Genomic DNA, 17,830 nt, shown 5'->3' with positions numbered 1-17,830 from the left:
CCGCCGTATACCGAACGGTACGTACGGTGGTGTGGAAGGTCGGCTATCCCACTCATGGATAGCCTCCTATCCGATTTCCGCATATTGACAAAAACGGCCTGCCCCCTTATGTTTCTAACGAAGGTTAACGGTTACCTGGCCGATAGACGTGGAAAGGGATGAAGCGATGATGACAAGGAAGTTCGAGGATTTTGTATACGAACGCCCGGATATGGAGCAGCTGACGGAACAGATGAACGAATCGCTGCAGCAGTTCTCCGAGGCCGGTTCGCCGGAGGAGCAGCAGGCTCTTCTGACCCGGATGAACGAGCTTCGGAGCCGTTTCGAGTCGATGGCCGCGATCGCCCGAATCCGGCATACCATCGATACGAACGACCCGTTCTATAAAGCGGAGCAGGACTTTTTCGACCAGCAAACACCGGTATATCAAGGATTCCTCTCGAAGTATTACGCGGCTTTGGCCGGATCTCCTTATCGCGCGGCGCTGGAGGAGAAGTGGGGCAAGCAATTGTTCCGGATTGCCGAACGAACCGTGAAGACATTCGCGCCTGAAGTGGTTGAGGAGCTGCGGCAGGAGAACAAGCTTGTCTCCGATTATATTAAACTGACCGCCTCCGCCTCGATCTCGTTTGATGGCCGCGAGCTCAATCTGGCTCAGCTCACGCCTTACACGCTGTCTACCGATCGGGAGACGCGCAAGTGCGCGTTAGATGCGGGTTACGCTTTTTTTGCGGAGCACGAGGCGGCCCTTGACGAAATCTACGACAGACTCGTCCAAGTGCGGACGAGCATCGCCCGGAAGCTTGGCTATCCGAACTTCGTTCAGCTTGGATACGACCGTCTGAAGCGTTCGGACTACGATGCGGCCGATGTTGCCGTGTTCCGGGAGCAGGTGCGAAAGCATCTGGTGCCGCTTGCTTCGCGCATCCGGGAGCAGCAGCGGCGTATGCTTGGCGTGGACCGGTTAACTTACTATGACGCCAAGTATCGTTTTCCGAAGGGGAACCCTACGCCTAAAGGCGATGCCGATTGGATCGTCGACAACGCCAAGCGGATGTACGCCGAGCTATCGCCGGAGACCGACGCTTTCTTCCGGATGATGACGGAGCGCGGACTAATGGATCTCGTCAGCAAAACCGGCAAAGCGGTCGGCGGGTACTGCTCGTATATTAAAGCGGAGCAGGTGCCTTTTATTTTCTCGAACTTCAACGGAACGAGCGGAGATGTCGACGTGCTGACGCACGAGGCCGGACATGCGTTCCAGCAGTACATGAGCCGTCATCATGAGGTGCCGGAATACGTCCATCCGACGCTCGAGGCGTGCGAGATCCATTCGATGAGCATGGAGTTTTTCGCCTGGCCTTGGATGGAGTTGTTTTTCCGTGAAGATACGGACAAATACAAGTATGAGCATTTGAGCGCGGCCATTCTGTTCATTCCTTACGGTACCGCAGTCGATGAATTCCAGCATTTCGTGTACGAGTACCCGGAAGCGACCCCGGCGGAGCGCAAAGCCAAGTGGCGCGAGCTGGAATCGGTCTATCGTCCGGATTTGGCTCTGGAGGAGAACGATTTGCTGAATCGCGGCGGGTACTGGTATCAGCAGCGGCACATTTTCCGCACGCCGTTTTATTATATCGACTACACGCTGGCGCAAATCTGCGCGCTCCAATTCTGGTCCCGGGCGCAAAGCGACAGCAAGCGGGCTTGGGACGATTACGTCGGGCTTTGCCGGGAAGGCGGCAGCCGTTCGTTCAGCGAACTGGTGGAGGTGGCGGGGCTGCTTTCGCCGTTTGCGGAAGGTACGGTCGAGTCGGTGATCGGCGATATCGGCGCTTGGCTGGAGAAGGCGGATATTAGCGAGTTCTAGAATTCGACAGCAGCTTCGAGGAAAGAACCATATTTTTTCCAAGGGACGAAAAAAATTTACATTTTCGTCTCTTTTTTTTCGCTTTAATTCACTGGTGTTTAAGGAGAATTCAAAAAAAATTGTAAAATTTTAAAATTTCTAATGACAATTTGGTCAATTAACTTCATAATGGGACTTGATGCTGTCATCCGAAATAATTCCAGCGAAGTGAAATTTTATGACACAATGAATGTGGAAGTGAAGGTGATCCCTTGTCTGAGGCACTTTTGGAAGTGAAATCGCTTAAAACGGTAATTAAAGACAAAAAGAGGGAATTGACTGTTGTCGACGGCATCGATTTTAAAATCGGAACGAACGAAGTGGTCGCGCTCGTAGGAGAATCCGGCTGCGGCAAAAGCATGACTTCCTTGTCGATCATGCAGCTGCTTCCCCGGGTAGGGGAGATTGCCGGCGGTGAAGTCCGTTTCGGCGGGCGGAATTTGGTCGGCCTCAGCAATCGGGAGATGTCGGGCGTTCGCGGACGTCAAATCGCGATGATCTTCCAGGAGCCGATGACCTCGTTGAATCCGGTGCTTACCATTGGGAAGCAGTTGACCGAAGCGATTACCCGACATCTTGGCGTAAGTAAATCGGAAGCGGTTACAGTAGCGGAGGATTGGCTGCGGCGCGTCGGATTTCCGGAGCCTTCGCGGATTCGGAAAGAGTATCCGCACCGTCTGTCGGGCGGCATGCGGCAGCGTGTCATGCTGGCGATGGCGATGGCCTGCAAGCCGGAGCTGCTAATTGCCGACGAGCCGACGACGGCTTTGGATGTGACGATTCAGGCTCAGGTGCTGGACCTGATCCGGCAGCTGCTTCGCGAGACCGACATGTCCGTGCTGTTCATCACGCATGACTTGGGCGTTGTCGCCGAGATGGCTACGCGCGTCATCGTCATGTATGCCGGTCAAATCGTTGAGACGGCAGACGTAAGAACGCTATTTACCGATGCCAGACATCCGTACACGAAAGGCTTGCTCCAATCGACGCCACGCATGCAGGGGGCTATTGAACGGCTGGTCCCGATACCGGGAAGCGTCCCGCCGGCAGGTGCTTTTCGATCTGGGTGCCGGTTTGCCGAGCGCTGTCCGATGGCGAAAGCGGAATGCCGGGACCGGCAGCCTGAGCTGCGGGACATCGGAGCGGGGCATCAAGTTCGCTGCATTTTGATCTAGTACGGATCGAGAGGGAGATGATCGACACGTGGGGGCTCCGCTTCTGGAGATTAAAGGGTTGAAAAAATATTTTGGCATTGGCGGCAGCATGAAAAATGGAGCCGTCAAAGCGGTTGACAATGTCAGCTTTACGGTATTTAAAGGGGAAACGCTGGGCATTGTAGGCGAATCCGGCTGCGGCAAGTCGACGGTCGGCCGGTTGGTTTTGCGCTTGCTCGATTTGACCGAAGGTGAAATCGTGTTTAACGGGACTTCGATCGGCAACTGGAATCAGCGGCAGCTGCGGCCGATCCGGAAAGAAATGCAGTGCGTCTTCCAGGACCCGTATGCCTCGTTAAATCCGAGAATCACGGTGGGTAAAGCAATTGCTGAGCCGCTTGTGGTCCAAGGCGGCCTGAAGTGGTCGGAGGCGATGAAGCGGGCGGAACAGCTCTTGGATACGGTCGGACTAAGGGCTCATGCGGTCGGCATGTACCCGCATGAATTTTCCGGCGGACAGCGGCAGCGGATCGCGATTGCCCGCGCCATTGCGTTAAGTCCGAAGCTTATCGTGGCGGACGAGCCTGTCTCGGCGCTCGATGTCTCGATCCAGGCGCAGATCGTCAACTTGCTGGAGGAACTGCAGACGCGGACGAACGTGTCGTACTTGTTTATTTCGCACAATCTTAGCGTCGTCCGACATATCTCCGATCGGGTCGCGGTGATGTACTTAGGTCAAATTGTCGAGTTGGCCGGCCGGGACCAGTTGTTTGGCACTCCGAAGCATCCGTATACCCAGGCGCTTCTGTCGTCCGTGCCCGAGCCGGATGTGGACGGCAAGCGGGAGCGGATTATCTTAAGCGGAGAAGTGCCGAACGCGGCAAATCCGCCGTCGGGCTGTGCGTTCCATCCGCGGTGTCCTCATGCTGCGGAGCGCTGCCGGATCGAGAAGCCTGTCTTCCGTGAAGTGGAGCCGGGGCATTACGCCTCGTGCCATTTCGTATAAACAGCCTGCAGAAGGCATCTAAAAGAGAGGGGAACTTGCCATGTTGTTCAAAAAAATCGGCAAAGCGGGAAATATCGCTCTTGCCACGTTGATGACCACCGCGCTATTGCTCAGCGCCTGCACGTCCGGAGGCGGAGGAACGCCCGCAACCAGCGAGAAGCCGGCCGATGGGGCGGCAGCTAACAGCGGCAAAAAAGAAAAGGTAGACGGCGGCGAAATCAATACGGCTTATTTGCTGGATCCGCAAGGATTTATCCGTTTTTGGGCAACCACCACGGTATCCAGTGAAGTGATCGATTTGGTGTTCAGTTCGTTGTACGACTTCAATGACAAACAGGAAATCGTTCCCGATCTGGCGGCCGGACAACCTCAGTTCTCGCAAGATAAGAAGGAAATGACGATTAAAATCCGCAACGATGCCAAGTTTAGCGACGGCAAGCCGGTAACAGTCGACGATGTGGTGTTTACATATAACATCCCGCTTAATCCGGATTACAAAGGCCCGCGCAAAGGGACGTTCGAGAAGCTGGCGAAAGTCGAGAAAGCGGATGATACGACCGTTAAATTTACGTTCAAAGAGCCGCATGCCGGATACATCGATATGCTGATTTATAATATTTTGCCTCAGCATTTGCTGAAGGATGTTGCCGTAAAAGATATGGACAAATCCCCATTCTTCAAGCAGCCTGTAGGGTCCGGTCCTTATAAGCTGGAAGAGTGGAAGCAAGGCCAATATCTGCGCTTCGTGCGCAACGACAGCTATTTCGGCGGCAAGCCGGCCATTGAGAAAATAACGGCGAAGATCGTTCCCGATGCCAACGCCATGATGGCGCAGTTGCAAACGGGAGAAATTAACGTCGTTGCGGTACCGGCCGACAATTTGCAAGCCATCGAGCAGTTTGCCAAAACGTCGGGCAAAATCAAGCTGCAAAAAGGGATTGGTACTGGTTCCTATATCTTTGCCGCTTGGAACTTGACAAATCCGTTATTCCAGGATAAAGCGGTGCGTCAAGCGCTCACAATGGCGCTGGATCGTCAAGGGATCGTAGACAACATCGTCGAAGGACAAGGAAAGATCGTACACAGCCAAACGTCTCCTTCCTACTGGTCGTTCACGGATAATGTGCCGAAATTCCCGTACGATCCGGAAAAGGCGAAAAAGATTTTGGCCGATGCAGGCTGGAAAGATACGGACGGTGACGGCATTTTGGAGAAAAACGGTCAAAAGTTCGAGTTTGAAATGCAAACGATTCAAGGAAACAAGGTCCGTGAGAAGGCGCTGACGGTTGTTCAGCAGCAGTTGAAAAAAGTAGGCATCAGCGTTCAGCCCCGGATTGTGGAAGGCTCTGCCTTCACGAAAAACTGGACAGGTAAAAACTTCGTTGCTCTCATCCATGGCTGGAGCATCTCGGGAGACCCGAACCCGCAAGGCATTTGGCACTCCACGGCGATGGAGACGGGATCGAACTATATTTCTTATAAAAATCCCGAGGTTGACAAGCTGATTGATGAAGACTTGAACACGTTCGATATGAACAAACGGAAAGAACTGCTGGCCAAAATCGACGCTTTGATTGCGGAAGACCAGCCGTATACGTTCATTTATTCGCCGACCGCCACAATGGCTTATCCATCTAATCTCGAAGGCTTTAATCCGAACCGCGACGCTCTGAAGGAAGTCGAAAAGTGGTATTTCACGAAATAAGAAAAGCTGCTAATCGCTACGAACGAAATTATGATGAAAGAAGAGTGACATCCGGTGGCCCGATATGCCCTTCGGCGTTTGCTGAACGCCATTCCGATTCTGATCGGCATTACGATCATTTCTTTTCTCATTATCCATATGGCTCCGGGCAGTCCGATCTCCCAGTACGTCGACGATCCGACGATCAAGGCCATCGATAAAGAGAATATGATCAAAGCTTACGGCTTGGATCAACCGTTATATATTCAGTATTGGAAATGGATCAGCGACCTGGCACAAGGGGATTTCGGCACTTCGTTTCAAAAAAGCCAGCCGGTCACGGAATTGATCTGGGACCGGCTGCCGAATACCTTGCTGCTGACGGTCACAAGCTTTGCTCTGGCCATGGCCATAGCGATTCCTCTTGGCATTTTGTGCGCGGTTAAAGCGAATTCGCGTCTCGATCAGGTCGTGTCCGGCATTACGTTCGTCGGCATTTCGCTGCCCGGGTTTTGGCTCGGCCTCCTGTTGATGATGTTCTTCGCCGTGCGGCTCGGCTGGTTGCCGTCGGGCGGCTTGCAGACGATCAATGCGCCGTCCGGCTTCGGGGACCGGGTGCTTCACCTGATTTTGCCGGTATTTACGATTGCGTGCTCCGAAGTGGCGGTCTGGATCCGGTATGTTCGCTCCAGCATGCTGGAAGTTATCAATCAGGATTACATGCGCACGGCCAAAGCCAAGGGACTGCGGGGCGGACGGATATTGACCGTGCACGGCTTGCGCAACGGGCTAATTCCGCTGGCAACGCTGTTCGGGCTATCGCTGCCCGGTTTCTTCGCGGGCTCCGTTATTGTCGAGACGATCTTCAGCATTCCCGGAATCGGCCGGCTGTTCACGGAAGCGGCTTTCCAGAGGGATTATCCGGTCATCTTCGCCGTTACGACAATGACAGCTTTTCTCTATGTCATCGGCAGCATATTGGCCGACCTATCTTATGCGATCCTGGATCCCCGGGTCAGCTACAGCAAAAGCGAGGCGAAGGTATAATCCATGAATGAAGCCGTAACTACGAATAAGGCCCAGCTTCCTGCGGCCGCCGCCAAACCGAAACATCGGGCTTGGGAACGATTCAAGGCTAACCGGCTGGCCTTTGTCAGCCTCTGGATTATGGCGGTACTTATTCTACTCGCATTGTTTGCGCCCGTCATTGCACTCCACGATCCCGCGGAGCAGGACCTGATGAGCCGCTTGAAACCGCCGAGCTCCGAGCACTGGTTCGGGACTGACGATTTAGGACGGGATTTGTTCAGCCGGGTCCTTTACGGCGCCCGGGTATCGCTTTCCGTCGCGATTTTTTCCGTTATCCTTAACCTGCTGATCGGAATTACCGTAGGCTCGCTAGCTGGTTATTACGGTGGAAAAGTCGACGGCTTTCTGATGCGGATTGTCGATATTTTGCTGGCCTTTCCGAGCTTTTTCGTTCTGATCACGGTCGTTACCGTCCTGAAGCCGAGCTTATTCAATATTATCGTCGTGTTCGTCGCCTTCGGTTGGATGTCCAAGGCGAGGCTGCTGCGAGGGCAAATTCTTTCGGTCAAAAACCGCGAGTTCGTCGATGCGGCGCGGACCATCGGCATGTCGGATTTCCGGATTATTTTCGTGCATATTTTGCCTAATGCCATCGCTCCGATCATTGTCTCTGCGACATTGCAGATGGGCAGCATGATTTTGACGGAGTCCAGCCTCAGCTTCCTCGGTCTGGGGATTCAGCCGCCTACCGCGAGCTGGGGGAATTTGCTGCAAAGCGCTCAAAGCTTGACGATTTTGAACAATGCGCCTTGGTATCCGTTCATCCCCGGCTTTATGATCTTCCTGACGATCATGTGCTTCAATTTCATCGGCGACGGATTGCGCAGCGCCTTCGATTCGAAATGATAATGTTTTGGAAACAACGAGAGGGCCCTTCCATTATCGAATGGAATGGCTCTTTTTTTAGTTAAAGAACGATTGCACGGTTACGGTGATGGGGCAGTTTAAGGGATCACCACGCGATAAGACTTAGCGCAATGGGATTCAACAAGTTAAGGGATTTCTGCTGAAATCCGGGATAAGTTCTTTGGTGAATTGTAATATAAATATTACACTTTGGTACAAATAGAGTTAATTTATTGTGAGTTTACCTATATTATAATATTTAATGGAAAAAAATTCAATATAAAGTTGCACATCATGCAAAGCCAAAGAAGAAAAAGATCATGGCGTCGAACGAAATGTTGACAAAGACTTTCATGATGATGCTGACGGCGTTCTTTTGCCGTATGAATCCTTGATGGGCATAATTTTACTTGGCCGGGTGCATGCTAAGCGTGATTTTGTTGCTGTGATCATTATTTTGGAGGAGATACCGATGATTCCTTTAGACTCGACTTTGCAAGGGCGGGAAGAGCCTTTCGAGCAAGTGCGAAGCTATTTGCATGAGCATGAATTCGCTTTGGGCGGTAACTGGGATTATGAGCACGGTTCCTTTGACCGCTATTTGGATGAGGGACATAAAGTGTGGCTGCGCATTCCGTTTGAAGTTACGCGCGGCGTACTGGACGGCGATACGGAATCGACTGACGCCATCGTCCGAATCGGTACCCCGTTCGTGCTCAAGCATGTTTATAACGAGGGGCTGGATCAAGAGGCCCATGCACGGACCTATGGAGCGTTAATGGATCAGTTTCAGGAGCCGCTCGATAAAGACGGCACCGTGGAGGACAAGTGGGTGGACCGGGCGGCTTCGCTGCTGCGGGAGATTGAGAGAGGGTATCCGAGGTGACAACCCCCTAAAGGTGATCAACCCCCTAAATCCCCCTTAGTAAGGGGGACCCCAGGGGTTTCGCCCCCTGGACGACGAAAGGTTGTCGGCGGTGGGGGAGCGTCGCCATAATCGGATCGCTGTGCAAGGACCGCGACTGTCCGCTACCGACCAGCCTGACGGCGGTCGAGTCGCGTCCTCGCTTCCATGCGGCGCACCAGCATTAGCGGTACGTCGGTGCAAGGACCGCGACTGTCCGCCCGCGCCTGGCCTGACGGCAGGCAGCGGTCGTCCTCGCTTCCCTGCGGCGCACCAGCATTAGCGGTACATCGATGCAAGGACCGCGACTGTTCGCCCGCGCCTGGCCTGACGGCAGGCAGCGGTCGTCCTCGCTTCCCTGCGGCGCACCAGCACTAGCGATACGCCGAGCAAGGATCGCGACTGTCCGGTCCCGACCAGCCTGACGGCGGTCGAGGCCCGTCCTCGCTTTGAGTCAGCGCACGGCTGAGCGGGACTTTGCCGCGCCAAAATGTAAGCGTATCCGGCGAGCCGTGGCTCGCCGGATAAACGCGTTCCTTCATCTATAGTAACAAAAATACGGCACACTCACTCCCCAGACCAACTTGCGGGTCCAGGGGCGCAGCTCCTGGGGTCCCCCTTACTAAGGAGGATAGGGGGTTGCTCTCTCTTATTTTACCTCCATTTTATTTTTCTTTAAGGTTTCTTTAAGGTTGCGCGTGCAATATAAAGACAAGAACAGCAAGGCTAGAAAGCAATCATCCTGAAGCCTTATACGAATGGAGGTTTTTCTGATGGATCACAACAATAACAATAATAACAACAACGTAAACGATCTTTATCGTCGCCCGAACGACGAGTTGAAGCATAGCGAGTCTGACGGGGATAACCGGCAAACACCTGAAGGAGAGGAAGCGGCAGCGAGCCGTGAGCAAAACTCTCATTACTTTTCCTACGGTCCTTACAAATCCGGTACTTCGGACACGACGGTCAGCGACAGTCAAGGCTCCGCTCCAGTGGAAGTAACGCCGCCGAAGCCGCTGCGCTCGTACGGTTTTAACTCCGGAGAGCAGCAGCAAGGCCCGATGGGGAATTGGCAGCTCGGCGCGGCACCGAAGAAGTCGAGCGGATTCCGCAGTATGTTCGCCGCATTTATGGCTGGCGTGGTGGTGGTCGGTACGCTGATGTTCGCTTCGGACAAAATGAACCTGTTCACCGGCGCTCAAGGCATTATGGCCGGAAACAGCAACCAGAGCTCGGCGGCCGCACCGCCGGCAAACAATAGCGGAAGCGTGAAGCCTTCTTCGCTCGATCTGGCACGTCCGACCAATATTTCGGGGATTGTGCAGCAGGCAAGTCCGGCGGTCGTCAAGATCGAGACGAAAGTCAAGGCGAAAAGCACCGGACGTTCCGGTAATCCGTTGTATGACGACCCGTTCTTCCGCCAATTTTTCGGCGACGATTTCGGCGGTAGTCAACAGCAGCCGAAAAGTAACGACGGCCAATTGCAGCCCGGCGGGATGGGGACCGGTTTTATTTTCGAGAAGACCGGCTACATCTTGACCAACGAACACGTAATTGACGGCGCGGACGAAATCAACGTGTACCTGCAAGGCAAAGATCAACCGTACAAAGCCAAATTGCTTGGCAACGACTACAATCTTGATTTGGCCGCACTGAAGATCGAGCCGCAAAACGGCGAAGAATTCCCGACGCTCCCGATCGGCAGTGCAGACAACTTGAACGTGGGCGACTGGGTTGTGGCCATCGGGAACCCGTACGGCTTCGACCATACGGTAACCGTCGGGGTGCTGAGCGCCAAAGAACGTCCGATCGATATCCCGGATAAGAACGGTACGCGTCAATACAAGCATTTGCTGCAGACCGACGCTTCGATCAACCCGGGGAACTCCGGCGGTCCGCTGCTGAATCTGAACGGCGAGGTTATCGGCATCAATACGGCTGTCAGTGCGCAAGCGCAGGGCATCGGCTTCGCGATTCCTACAAGCACGATATCCGCGGTGCTGGATAACCTGAAAAACAACGTGAAAATTCCGAAAGAGCCGGTTCCGTACATCGGCATAACGATGAAACCGATTGACAAGGACTGGGTTTCCGAACTGAAGCTTGAAAATACCGACGGGGCCTTGGTCGATCAAGTCGACCGCAAAAGCCCAGCTTTCAAAGCAGGTATCCGTCCTTACGACGTGATCACCGAGGTCAACGGAGCTAAGGTTAAAAGCACTAACGACGTCAGCACGGGCATCAAAAAATTAAAAGTCGGCGATAAAGCAACGATTGGCGTCATGCGTGACGGCAAAAAGCTCAACATCGATGTAACCATCGGCGATCGCAACACGATCGACTCACAGAAGCAGCAATAATGCGATAATGAAAAAAGAAGCAGAGCGGAAGAATGCGAAAGCTCCGCTTCTTTTTTTTGCAAACCTCATTATTTTGGTACAATGGAAATAGGAAGGGCGGGTGGATATGATTTTATGAGAGAGAAGATACTAGTGATTGACGACGACGAGAAAATTACGTCCATGCTGCGCCGGAGCTTGGCGTTTGAAGGGTATACCGTCTTTACGGCGAACCACGGGATGGACGGGCTAAAGCAAATTCTTGAGAACGAGCCGGATACGGTCGTTCTGGATGTGATGATGCCGCAGCTCGACGGCTGGGAGGTCGTGCGTCGTATCCGCGAAGGCGGCTCGGACGTGCCGGTGCTCATGCTAACAGCCAAAGACGAGGTGTCCGACCGGGTGAAGGGACTCGATCTCGGTGCAGACGATTATCTTGTGAAGCCGTTTGCATTGGAGGAGCTGCTTGCGCGGGTGCGCGTTTTGTTGCGCCGCAAAGCGGCCGACAAGACGGAGCAGCCTTCCAACAAGCTGCAGTACCAGGACATCTTTATGGATCTGGATACGCGCGAGGTGTACCGCGGCGGGCAGCTCATCGAGCTGACGACCAAGGAATTCGAGCTGCTGCACCTGTTTTTGCAGAATCCGAGAAGGGTGCTTTCGCGGGATATTATTATGGAGAAAATTTGGGGCTACGATTACAGCGGTGAATCGAACGTGCTGGAGGTTTATATCGCTCTCTTACGGCAAAAAACGGAGGAGCATGGGCACAAACGGATGATTCAGACCGTTCGCGGCGCCGGTTATGTGTTGAGAGGGGAAGGCTGACATGTCCATCCGCTTGCGCCTGACCCTTTGGTATACGGCGATATTATCCGCAACGCTGCTGCTGCTGGGGCTGGGACTTTACTTGTTTTTGCATTTTTTTTACTACGATAACTTAAAGTCCGAAATCCAGCAGCAAGCCGGGGGCGTAGCCTCCCGCATCAAGCCTCAGATCATAAACGGGGAATACGTTCTGATTCCGAATATTCGCGACTTGCCGAAAACGAACAACGTCTTTTACCAAGTGACAAGTTTGAGTACGAGACAGGTCGTCGAGTTGCCCGATGCAGAACAGACGGGGATCAAAATTCCCGAATTGAACGACGAGAAGATTCAATGCATACTGAAAGACCAGTGTCAATTCGAGAGAGTGAGCATCCAGGGCTACTCGTTCATGGTGTATTATGTGCCGCTCGTTCAGCAGTATACCGGCAACTTATTGGGGATTATGCAGGCGGCTTATTCGATAGAGCAATACGAGAGCTTGCTGGCGCTTTTGCGCCTGGTTTTGACGGTGATCGGGCTGATCAGCGTGCTGATCGCCGCTTCGGTCGGCTGGTTTCTCGCGCGCAAGGCGCTTCGGCCGATCGAGCAGGTTATTGCGGCGACGAACCGGATCGAAAAAGGGGTCGACCTCGACAAGCGGATCGAATACACCGGTCCGAACGATGAGATCGGCGAGCTGACGCAGACGATTAACGGCATGCTCGGGCGGCTGCAGAACGCTTACACCGAGCTGGAAGAAGCCTACGGCGCGCAGCGCCGGTTCGTGTCGGATGCGTCGCACGAGCTGCGCACCCCTCTGACGACAATACGCGGCAACATGGAGCTTCTGGAAAAAATGTGGAAACAAACGGCGCTCACCTCCGGTAAGCAGGACGATGCGAAGATGGAGCTGACACTGGAGGCGATGCACGATATTTCCGGCGAAGCGGAGCGCATGTCGCGGCTCGTGAACGACCTGCTGTCGCTGGCCCGCGCCGATGCCGGGTTCCAGATGACCAAGGGCGAAGTCGAGCTGCAGCCGCTGCTCGATGAGATCGCGCGGAAAGCGCAGCTGCTTCCGAAAACAGCCGAATGGATCGTCGGTCAGACGAAGGACGCCGAGGGTGTATACGTCTACGGCAACGAAGATTATTTAAGACAGCTGCTGTTCATTTTTCTTGAAAATGCGTTCAAGTATACCGAACAGGGCTATGTCCGGCTCGATACGATGCGGCACGGCGGACAGATCGGAATCCGGATCGAGGATACGGGCATCGGGATGGACAAATCCGAGATTCCGCATATTTTCGAGCGGTTCTACCGGGCGGACCCGTCGCGGGGCCGCAAGTCCGGAACGGGGCTGGGCCTGTCCATCGCCAAATGGATTATTGACGAGCATCAGGGCTCCGTTGAAGTGAAGACGCGGAAAGACGAGGGAACAACCTTCATCATCTGGTTGCCGATCTCAGCCGAATTAAGCAGCAAGACGCCGCAAGCCCGGGATAATTCCCTCCGGCCGAGGAATCAGGTATAATGAAGGAATAAGCGAAAATTCGACAGGCAGGTGCAGCATGGACGTTATCAAAATATCTCCCCGCGGCTATTGCTACGGCGTCGTGGACGCGATGGCGCTGGCGATGCAGACCGCCAAAAATTTGGATCTGCCGAGACCTATATATATTTTAGGCATGATCGTGCACAATGCGCATGTCACCGACTATTTTGAAAAGGAAGGCGTCATTACGCTCGATGGCCCGAACCGTCTGGAAATTTTGGAACAGGTGGACAAGGGCACGGTGATTTTCACCGCCCACGGGGTATCGCCGGAGGTTCGCCGCAAAGCACGCGACAAGGGCTTGACCGTCGTGGACGCGACATGCCCCGACGTGACGAAGACGCACGATTTGATTCGCGAGAAGACGGCCGAAGGCTATACGATCATTTATATCGGCAAGAAAGGTCATCCCGAGCCGGAAGGCGCCGTGGGCGTTGCGCCGGATCGCGTGCATCTGATCGAGAATACCGAAGAAATTGACAAGCTTGATGTCGCGTCGGAGCGTATCCTGATTACGAACCAAACGACGATGAGCCAGTGGGATATCAAGCACATTATGAACCGGCTGCTGGAACGGTTCCCGCAAGCGGAAATTCATAACGAGATTTGCCTTGCCACCCAAGTAAGGCAGGAAGCGGTCGCGGAGCAGGCGAAGGAGGCCGATCTCGTCATCGTCGTCGGCGACCCGCGAAGCAACAACTCGAACCGTCTTGCACAGGTGTCGGAAGAGATCGCGGGAGTCAAGGCGTACCGCATCGCCGACCTGTCCGAGCTGAACCCCGAGTGGCTGAAGCCGGTGCGCCGCGTAGGCGTCACCTCCGGGGCCTCGACGCCCACGCCGATCACCAAGGAAGTCATCGCGTATCTGGAACAATACGATGCTGCCGATCCCGCGACCTGGGAGCTGCGGCGCACGGTCAATATGGACCGCTTAATCCCGGTCGCCAAGCAAAAAGCAAGCGCGGAGTAGGCTGCTCACGGAAGGAAAGGGACATACAGTCATGGGCAAACAGACAACCGGCAAAAAACCTTTTCAACTTCGCAATGTGGGACGTTGGTTTAAATACAAGTATCTGCAGCTGACAAGAGTCAAAGGAGGGCCGGTCATCGTCGCGCTCGGCTTCTCTGTCGGCCTGTTTGTAGAAATGTTTACCCTGCCTACGGCGGGGCTTGCTTTTTTTCTGATCTTTCCGTTGGTCTACGTATTCCGGGCTAGCATGGCCGCGGCTTTGATCGGATTCGTATTCGGCAAAGTGATTTACATTCCGATGTCCTTCCTGAATCGGCAAGTGGGAGGCTGGGTGCTTCCGCGCGGCATCAAGGGGCATTTATTGTCCGTGCTGCCGGATTGGCTCGATACGTTTATCAAGTTCAACTTGAAGCTGTTTGTCGGCGGGGTCATCGACGGGGCCGTTCTGGCGCTTATCGTTTTTTATCCGATTAAATGGCTGCTGGAATGGTATGACGGCAAACGCAAGGAAAAGCGGAGAAGGCGCAAGGAACAGGTGCTGCTCTCCTCGGGGTCCGAAGGCTGAAGAAATATTTATTTGCTTCGATCTTGACGAGGAGCGGCTCCTCGTTGTATAGTTACTTTAACACTTAAAAGCGTATAAGCGTCGAAGCGTCTAAGTACGAACATATCCTTGGGGAGCGTGGATTGTCATGATCGTTATTTTATCCAACAAAATTACCGAAGAGCGCATTGCCGAAATCGTTCATCATATCGAGAGGCACGAGGTAACGGCTCATGTATCCAAAGGCGTAGACCGGACGGTCGTCGGCATTATAGGCAAAGCGAGCCCGGCACTGGCCGAGCAGCTTCGCCAGTTGTCCGGCGTAGAACAGGTCGTCAAAATCTCCAAATCGTATAAACTGGCAAGCCGTGATTTTCACCCGGACAATACGGTGATCCGAATCGGCGACGTATCGATCGGCGGCGACGAATTGGTCATCATGGGCGGACCTTGCGCCGTCGAGTCACCGGAGCAAATCGATGAAATCGCCCGGCTGGTCAAAGCCTCCGGCGCTCAGGTGCTGCGCGGCGGTGCCTTTAAGCCGAGAACCGGCCCTTACAGCTTCCAGGGCGTCGGTGTCGAGGGATTGGTGATGATGGCGGAAGCCGGCAAAAAGCACGGACTGCTGACCATCACGGAAGTGATGACGCCGGAGTACGTCGACGTGTGCGCCGAGTACGCCGATATTTTGCAGGTCGGCACCCGGAACATGCAGAATTTCGATCTGCTCCGCAAGCTCGGCACGATTCAAACGCCGGTGCTCCTCAAGCGCGGCTTCAGTTCGACGTACGACGAATTTTTGAATGCGGCGGAATACATTTTGGCGGGCGGCAATCCGAACGTCATGCTCTGCGAACGCGGAATCCGAACATTCGAACCTTACACGAGAAACACGCTTGACCTGGCGGCCATTCCGGCGCTGCAGACGCTCAGCCATTTGCCGGTCATTTCGGACCCAAGCCACGGCACGGGGCGCCGCGAGCTGGTGGAGCCGATGTGTAAAGCTTCCGTTGCTGCCGGGGCGAACGGTCTGATCGTCGAAATGCACACGGACCCCGACAACTCGATGACCGGAGACGGCGTGCAATCGCTGTTCCCGGACCAATTCGCCAAACTCATGTTAGATTTGGAGCAATTGGCGCCGCTTTGCGGAAAACGGTTCGACACGAAGAAAGAAGCGGTTTTGGCGCGGTAATGATCGTATTTTTAAGGTAGGTTCTTTATCGGAAGAGGCTTGGTTCTCCTGTTTTTCAGGAAATCAAGCCTTTTTCTTGTCCAATTTGTGACAAAATCCGACCCTGTGTAAGCATACCTTACACTCTCGTAAAAAATACCTGACATAAGTATTGACGATTATTACGATGTCGATTTATAATAAGTCCATGATCAACGAAAACTTGAACAATGAGCGAACAAAATGATGAAAATGTTCGGAAATTAGGAGGTTGGCGAGTCAATGTCAGTACAAAACGTATTAAACACCATCAAGGAAAAAGGCATCGAGTGGGTAGATTTCCGTTTTGTCGATCTGAACGGCAGAGCACATCACATTTCTTTACCGGCATCCGAGGTAGAAGAAGAAACTTTCGTGAACGGCGTAGCGTTCGACGGTTCTTCCATCCCCGGTTTCAGAGGCATTGAAGAGTCCGACATGGTTATGATGCCGGACACGGAGACCAGCTACATCGATCCGTTCACCGCTCATCCGACGCTGGTTATCATGAGTAACATCCATACGCCTGACGGCGAACGCTACGAGCGCGATCCGCGCAGCATCGCCCAGAAGGCTGAAGAATATTTGCAAACGTCCGGTGTAGGTACGACTGCATTCTTCGCCCCGGAATCCGAATTTTTCATCTTCGACGAAGTTCGCTTCGAAAGCAAGCAAAACTCTTCTTCTTACTTCGTAGATTCCGAAGAAGCGCACTGGAACACGAACCGCAAGGAAGAAGGCGGCAACTTGGGCTTCAAAGTCGGCCACAAAGGCGGCTATGTCCCGGTTGGTCCTACGGATACGCAGCAAGACATCCGCAGTGAAATGTGTCGACTGCTGATCGAATCCGGCCTCCGCATCGAGCGCCATCACCATGAGGTGGCTACCGCAGGCCAAGGCGAGATCAACTTCCGTTTCGACACGCTGACCAAAACAGCCGACAACCTGATGAAATATAAATACATCGTGCAAAACACCGCCCGTCAATACGGTAAAGTGGCGACCTTCATGCCGAAGCCGCTGTTTGGCGACAACGGCAGCGGAATGCACGTTCACCAATCGATCTTCAACGGCGACACTCCGCTGTTCTATGAAAAAGGCGGCTACGCCAACCTGAGTGAAATGGCGCTGCACTACATCGGCGGTATTTTGTACCATGCTCCGGCGCTGATCGCTTTGACCAACCCGAGCACGAACTCGTTCAAACGTCTGGTTCCTGGCTACGAAGCGCCGGTTAACCTCGTGTTCTCCAAGGGCAACCGTTCCGCAGCCGTTCGTATTCCGGTTGCTGCCGTAACGCCGAAAGGCTGCCGCATCGAGTTCCGTACGCCGGACTCCACGGCTAACCCGTACCTCGCGTTCGCAGCTATGCTGCTCGCCGGTCTGGATGGCATCAAGAAAAAAATCGATCCGAGCGCACTCGGCTACGGCCCGCTCGACAAGAACATCTACGAGCTGCCGGAAGAAGAGAAGAAAGAAATCCGCAGTGTACCGGGTACGCTGGACGAAGCGCTCGACGCTCTGGAAGCGGACTACGAGTTCCTGACCGAAGGCGGCGTGTTCTCCAAAGACTTCATCGACAACTACGTTGCGCTGAAGCGTGATGAAGCCAAAGCGGTATCGATCCGCATTCATCCGCACGAGTACTCCTTGTACTTCGATCTGTAAGCCTCGGCCTTATTGCATAGATTCGAACGAAGAAGCTCCTTGCCTCAGGCAGGGAGCTTCTTTTTTGCGTGCGCCCGGCATGGGCGATAACTAGGCGGTGAAAGTCCGCTACAGGCTTGGCAGTAGGAACTGTTAG

Annotated in this window: 14 protein-coding genes; all 14 read left to right on the top strand. The window is 53.9% G+C overall.

The window, feature by feature from the left end; translation table 11 throughout:
- Positions 1-169: 169 nt before the first annotated feature.
- The 14 genes from KQX66_RS36000 to glnA all read left to right on the top strand — a co-directional run bounded on the left by KQX66_RS36000 (position 170) and on the right by glnA (position 17,694).
- Positions 170-1,870: a M3 family oligoendopeptidase gene (locus tag KQX66_RS36000; protein ID WP_216798332.1), complete on the top strand. Its 1,701-nt coding sequence runs from the start codon at positions 170-172 to the stop codon at positions 1,868-1,870.
- A gap of 251 nt (positions 1,871-2,121) precedes the next feature.
- Positions 2,122-3,084, top strand: a complete 963-nt coding sequence (locus KQX66_RS35995) for an ABC transporter ATP-binding protein (protein WP_216798331.1) — start codon at positions 2,122-2,124, stop codon at positions 3,082-3,084.
- A 28-nt stretch (positions 3,085-3,112) separates the two neighbouring features.
- Complete coding sequence (locus tag KQX66_RS35990) at positions 3,113-4,069, top strand: ABC transporter ATP-binding protein (protein WP_216798330.1); 957 nt, start codon at positions 3,113-3,115, stop codon at positions 4,067-4,069.
- 40 nt (positions 4,070-4,109) lie between these two features.
- The gene (locus KQX66_RS35985) at positions 4,110-5,774 is read left to right on the top strand and encodes a peptide-binding protein (RefSeq protein WP_216798329.1); all 1,665 of its coding nucleotides are present in this window, start codon (positions 4,110-4,112) and stop codon (positions 5,772-5,774) included.
- Positions 5,775-5,828: 54 nt separating this feature from the next.
- A complete protein-coding gene (locus KQX66_RS35980; RefSeq protein WP_216798328.1) occupies positions 5,829-6,800 on the top strand; it encodes an ABC transporter permease in 972 nt (323 codons plus the stop codon).
- Positions 6,801-6,803: 3 nt separating this feature from the next.
- Positions 6,804-7,688 (top strand): oligopeptide ABC transporter permease, encoded by an 885-nt coding sequence (gene opp4C, locus KQX66_RS35975; RefSeq protein ID WP_216798327.1) that lies wholly within the window; start codon positions 6,804-6,806, stop codon positions 7,686-7,688.
- A 472-nt stretch (positions 7,689-8,160) separates the two neighbouring features.
- Positions 8,161-8,574, top strand: coding sequence for a YugN family protein (locus tag KQX66_RS35970; protein WP_216798326.1), 414 nt, complete (start codon positions 8,161-8,163; stop codon positions 8,572-8,574).
- A 791-nt stretch (positions 8,575-9,365) separates the two neighbouring features.
- A complete protein-coding gene (locus tag KQX66_RS35965; RefSeq protein WP_216798325.1) occupies positions 9,366-10,955 on the top strand; it encodes a S1C family serine protease in 1,590 nt (529 codons plus the stop codon).
- 114 nt (positions 10,956-11,069) lie between these two features.
- A complete protein-coding gene (locus tag KQX66_RS35960; RefSeq protein ID WP_216798324.1) occupies positions 11,070-11,762 on the top strand; it encodes a response regulator transcription factor in 693 nt (230 codons plus the stop codon).
- A gap of 1 nt (position 11,763) precedes the next feature.
- Complete coding sequence (locus KQX66_RS35955; RefSeq protein ID WP_216798323.1) at positions 11,764-13,278, top strand: sensor histidine kinase; 1,515 nt, start codon at positions 11,764-11,766, stop codon at positions 13,276-13,278.
- A 37-nt stretch (positions 13,279-13,315) separates the two neighbouring features.
- Positions 13,316-14,269: a 4-hydroxy-3-methylbut-2-enyl diphosphate reductase gene (locus tag KQX66_RS35950; RefSeq protein WP_216798322.1), complete on the top strand. Its 954-nt coding sequence runs from the start codon at positions 13,316-13,318 to the stop codon at positions 14,267-14,269.
- A gap of 31 nt (positions 14,270-14,300) precedes the next feature.
- Positions 14,301-14,834, top strand: coding sequence for a DUF2062 domain-containing protein (locus tag KQX66_RS35945; RefSeq protein ID WP_216798321.1), 534 nt, complete (start codon positions 14,301-14,303; stop codon positions 14,832-14,834).
- Between the two features lie 127 nt (positions 14,835-14,961).
- The gene (gene aroF, locus KQX66_RS35940; RefSeq protein WP_090670761.1) at positions 14,962-16,008 is read left to right on the top strand and encodes a 3-deoxy-7-phosphoheptulonate synthase; all 1,047 of its coding nucleotides are present in this window, start codon (positions 14,962-14,964) and stop codon (positions 16,006-16,008) included.
- Positions 16,009-16,269: 261 nt separating this feature from the next.
- Positions 16,270-17,694, top strand: a complete 1,425-nt coding sequence (glnA, locus tag KQX66_RS35935; protein WP_054974711.1) for a type I glutamate--ammonia ligase — start codon at positions 16,270-16,272, stop codon at positions 17,692-17,694.
- The last annotated feature ends 136 nt before the right edge of the window (positions 17,695-17,830 follow it).

It is taken from the genome of Paenibacillus oleatilyticus (assembly GCF_018998565.1).
In the GTDB taxonomy this organism is placed as follows: domain Bacteria; phylum Bacillota; class Bacilli; order Paenibacillales; family NBRC-103111; genus Paenibacillus_G; species Paenibacillus_G oleatilyticus.
The sequence above is the reverse complement of the archived record's forward strand: the minus strand, read 5'-3'. Positions and strand labels throughout refer to the sequence as shown.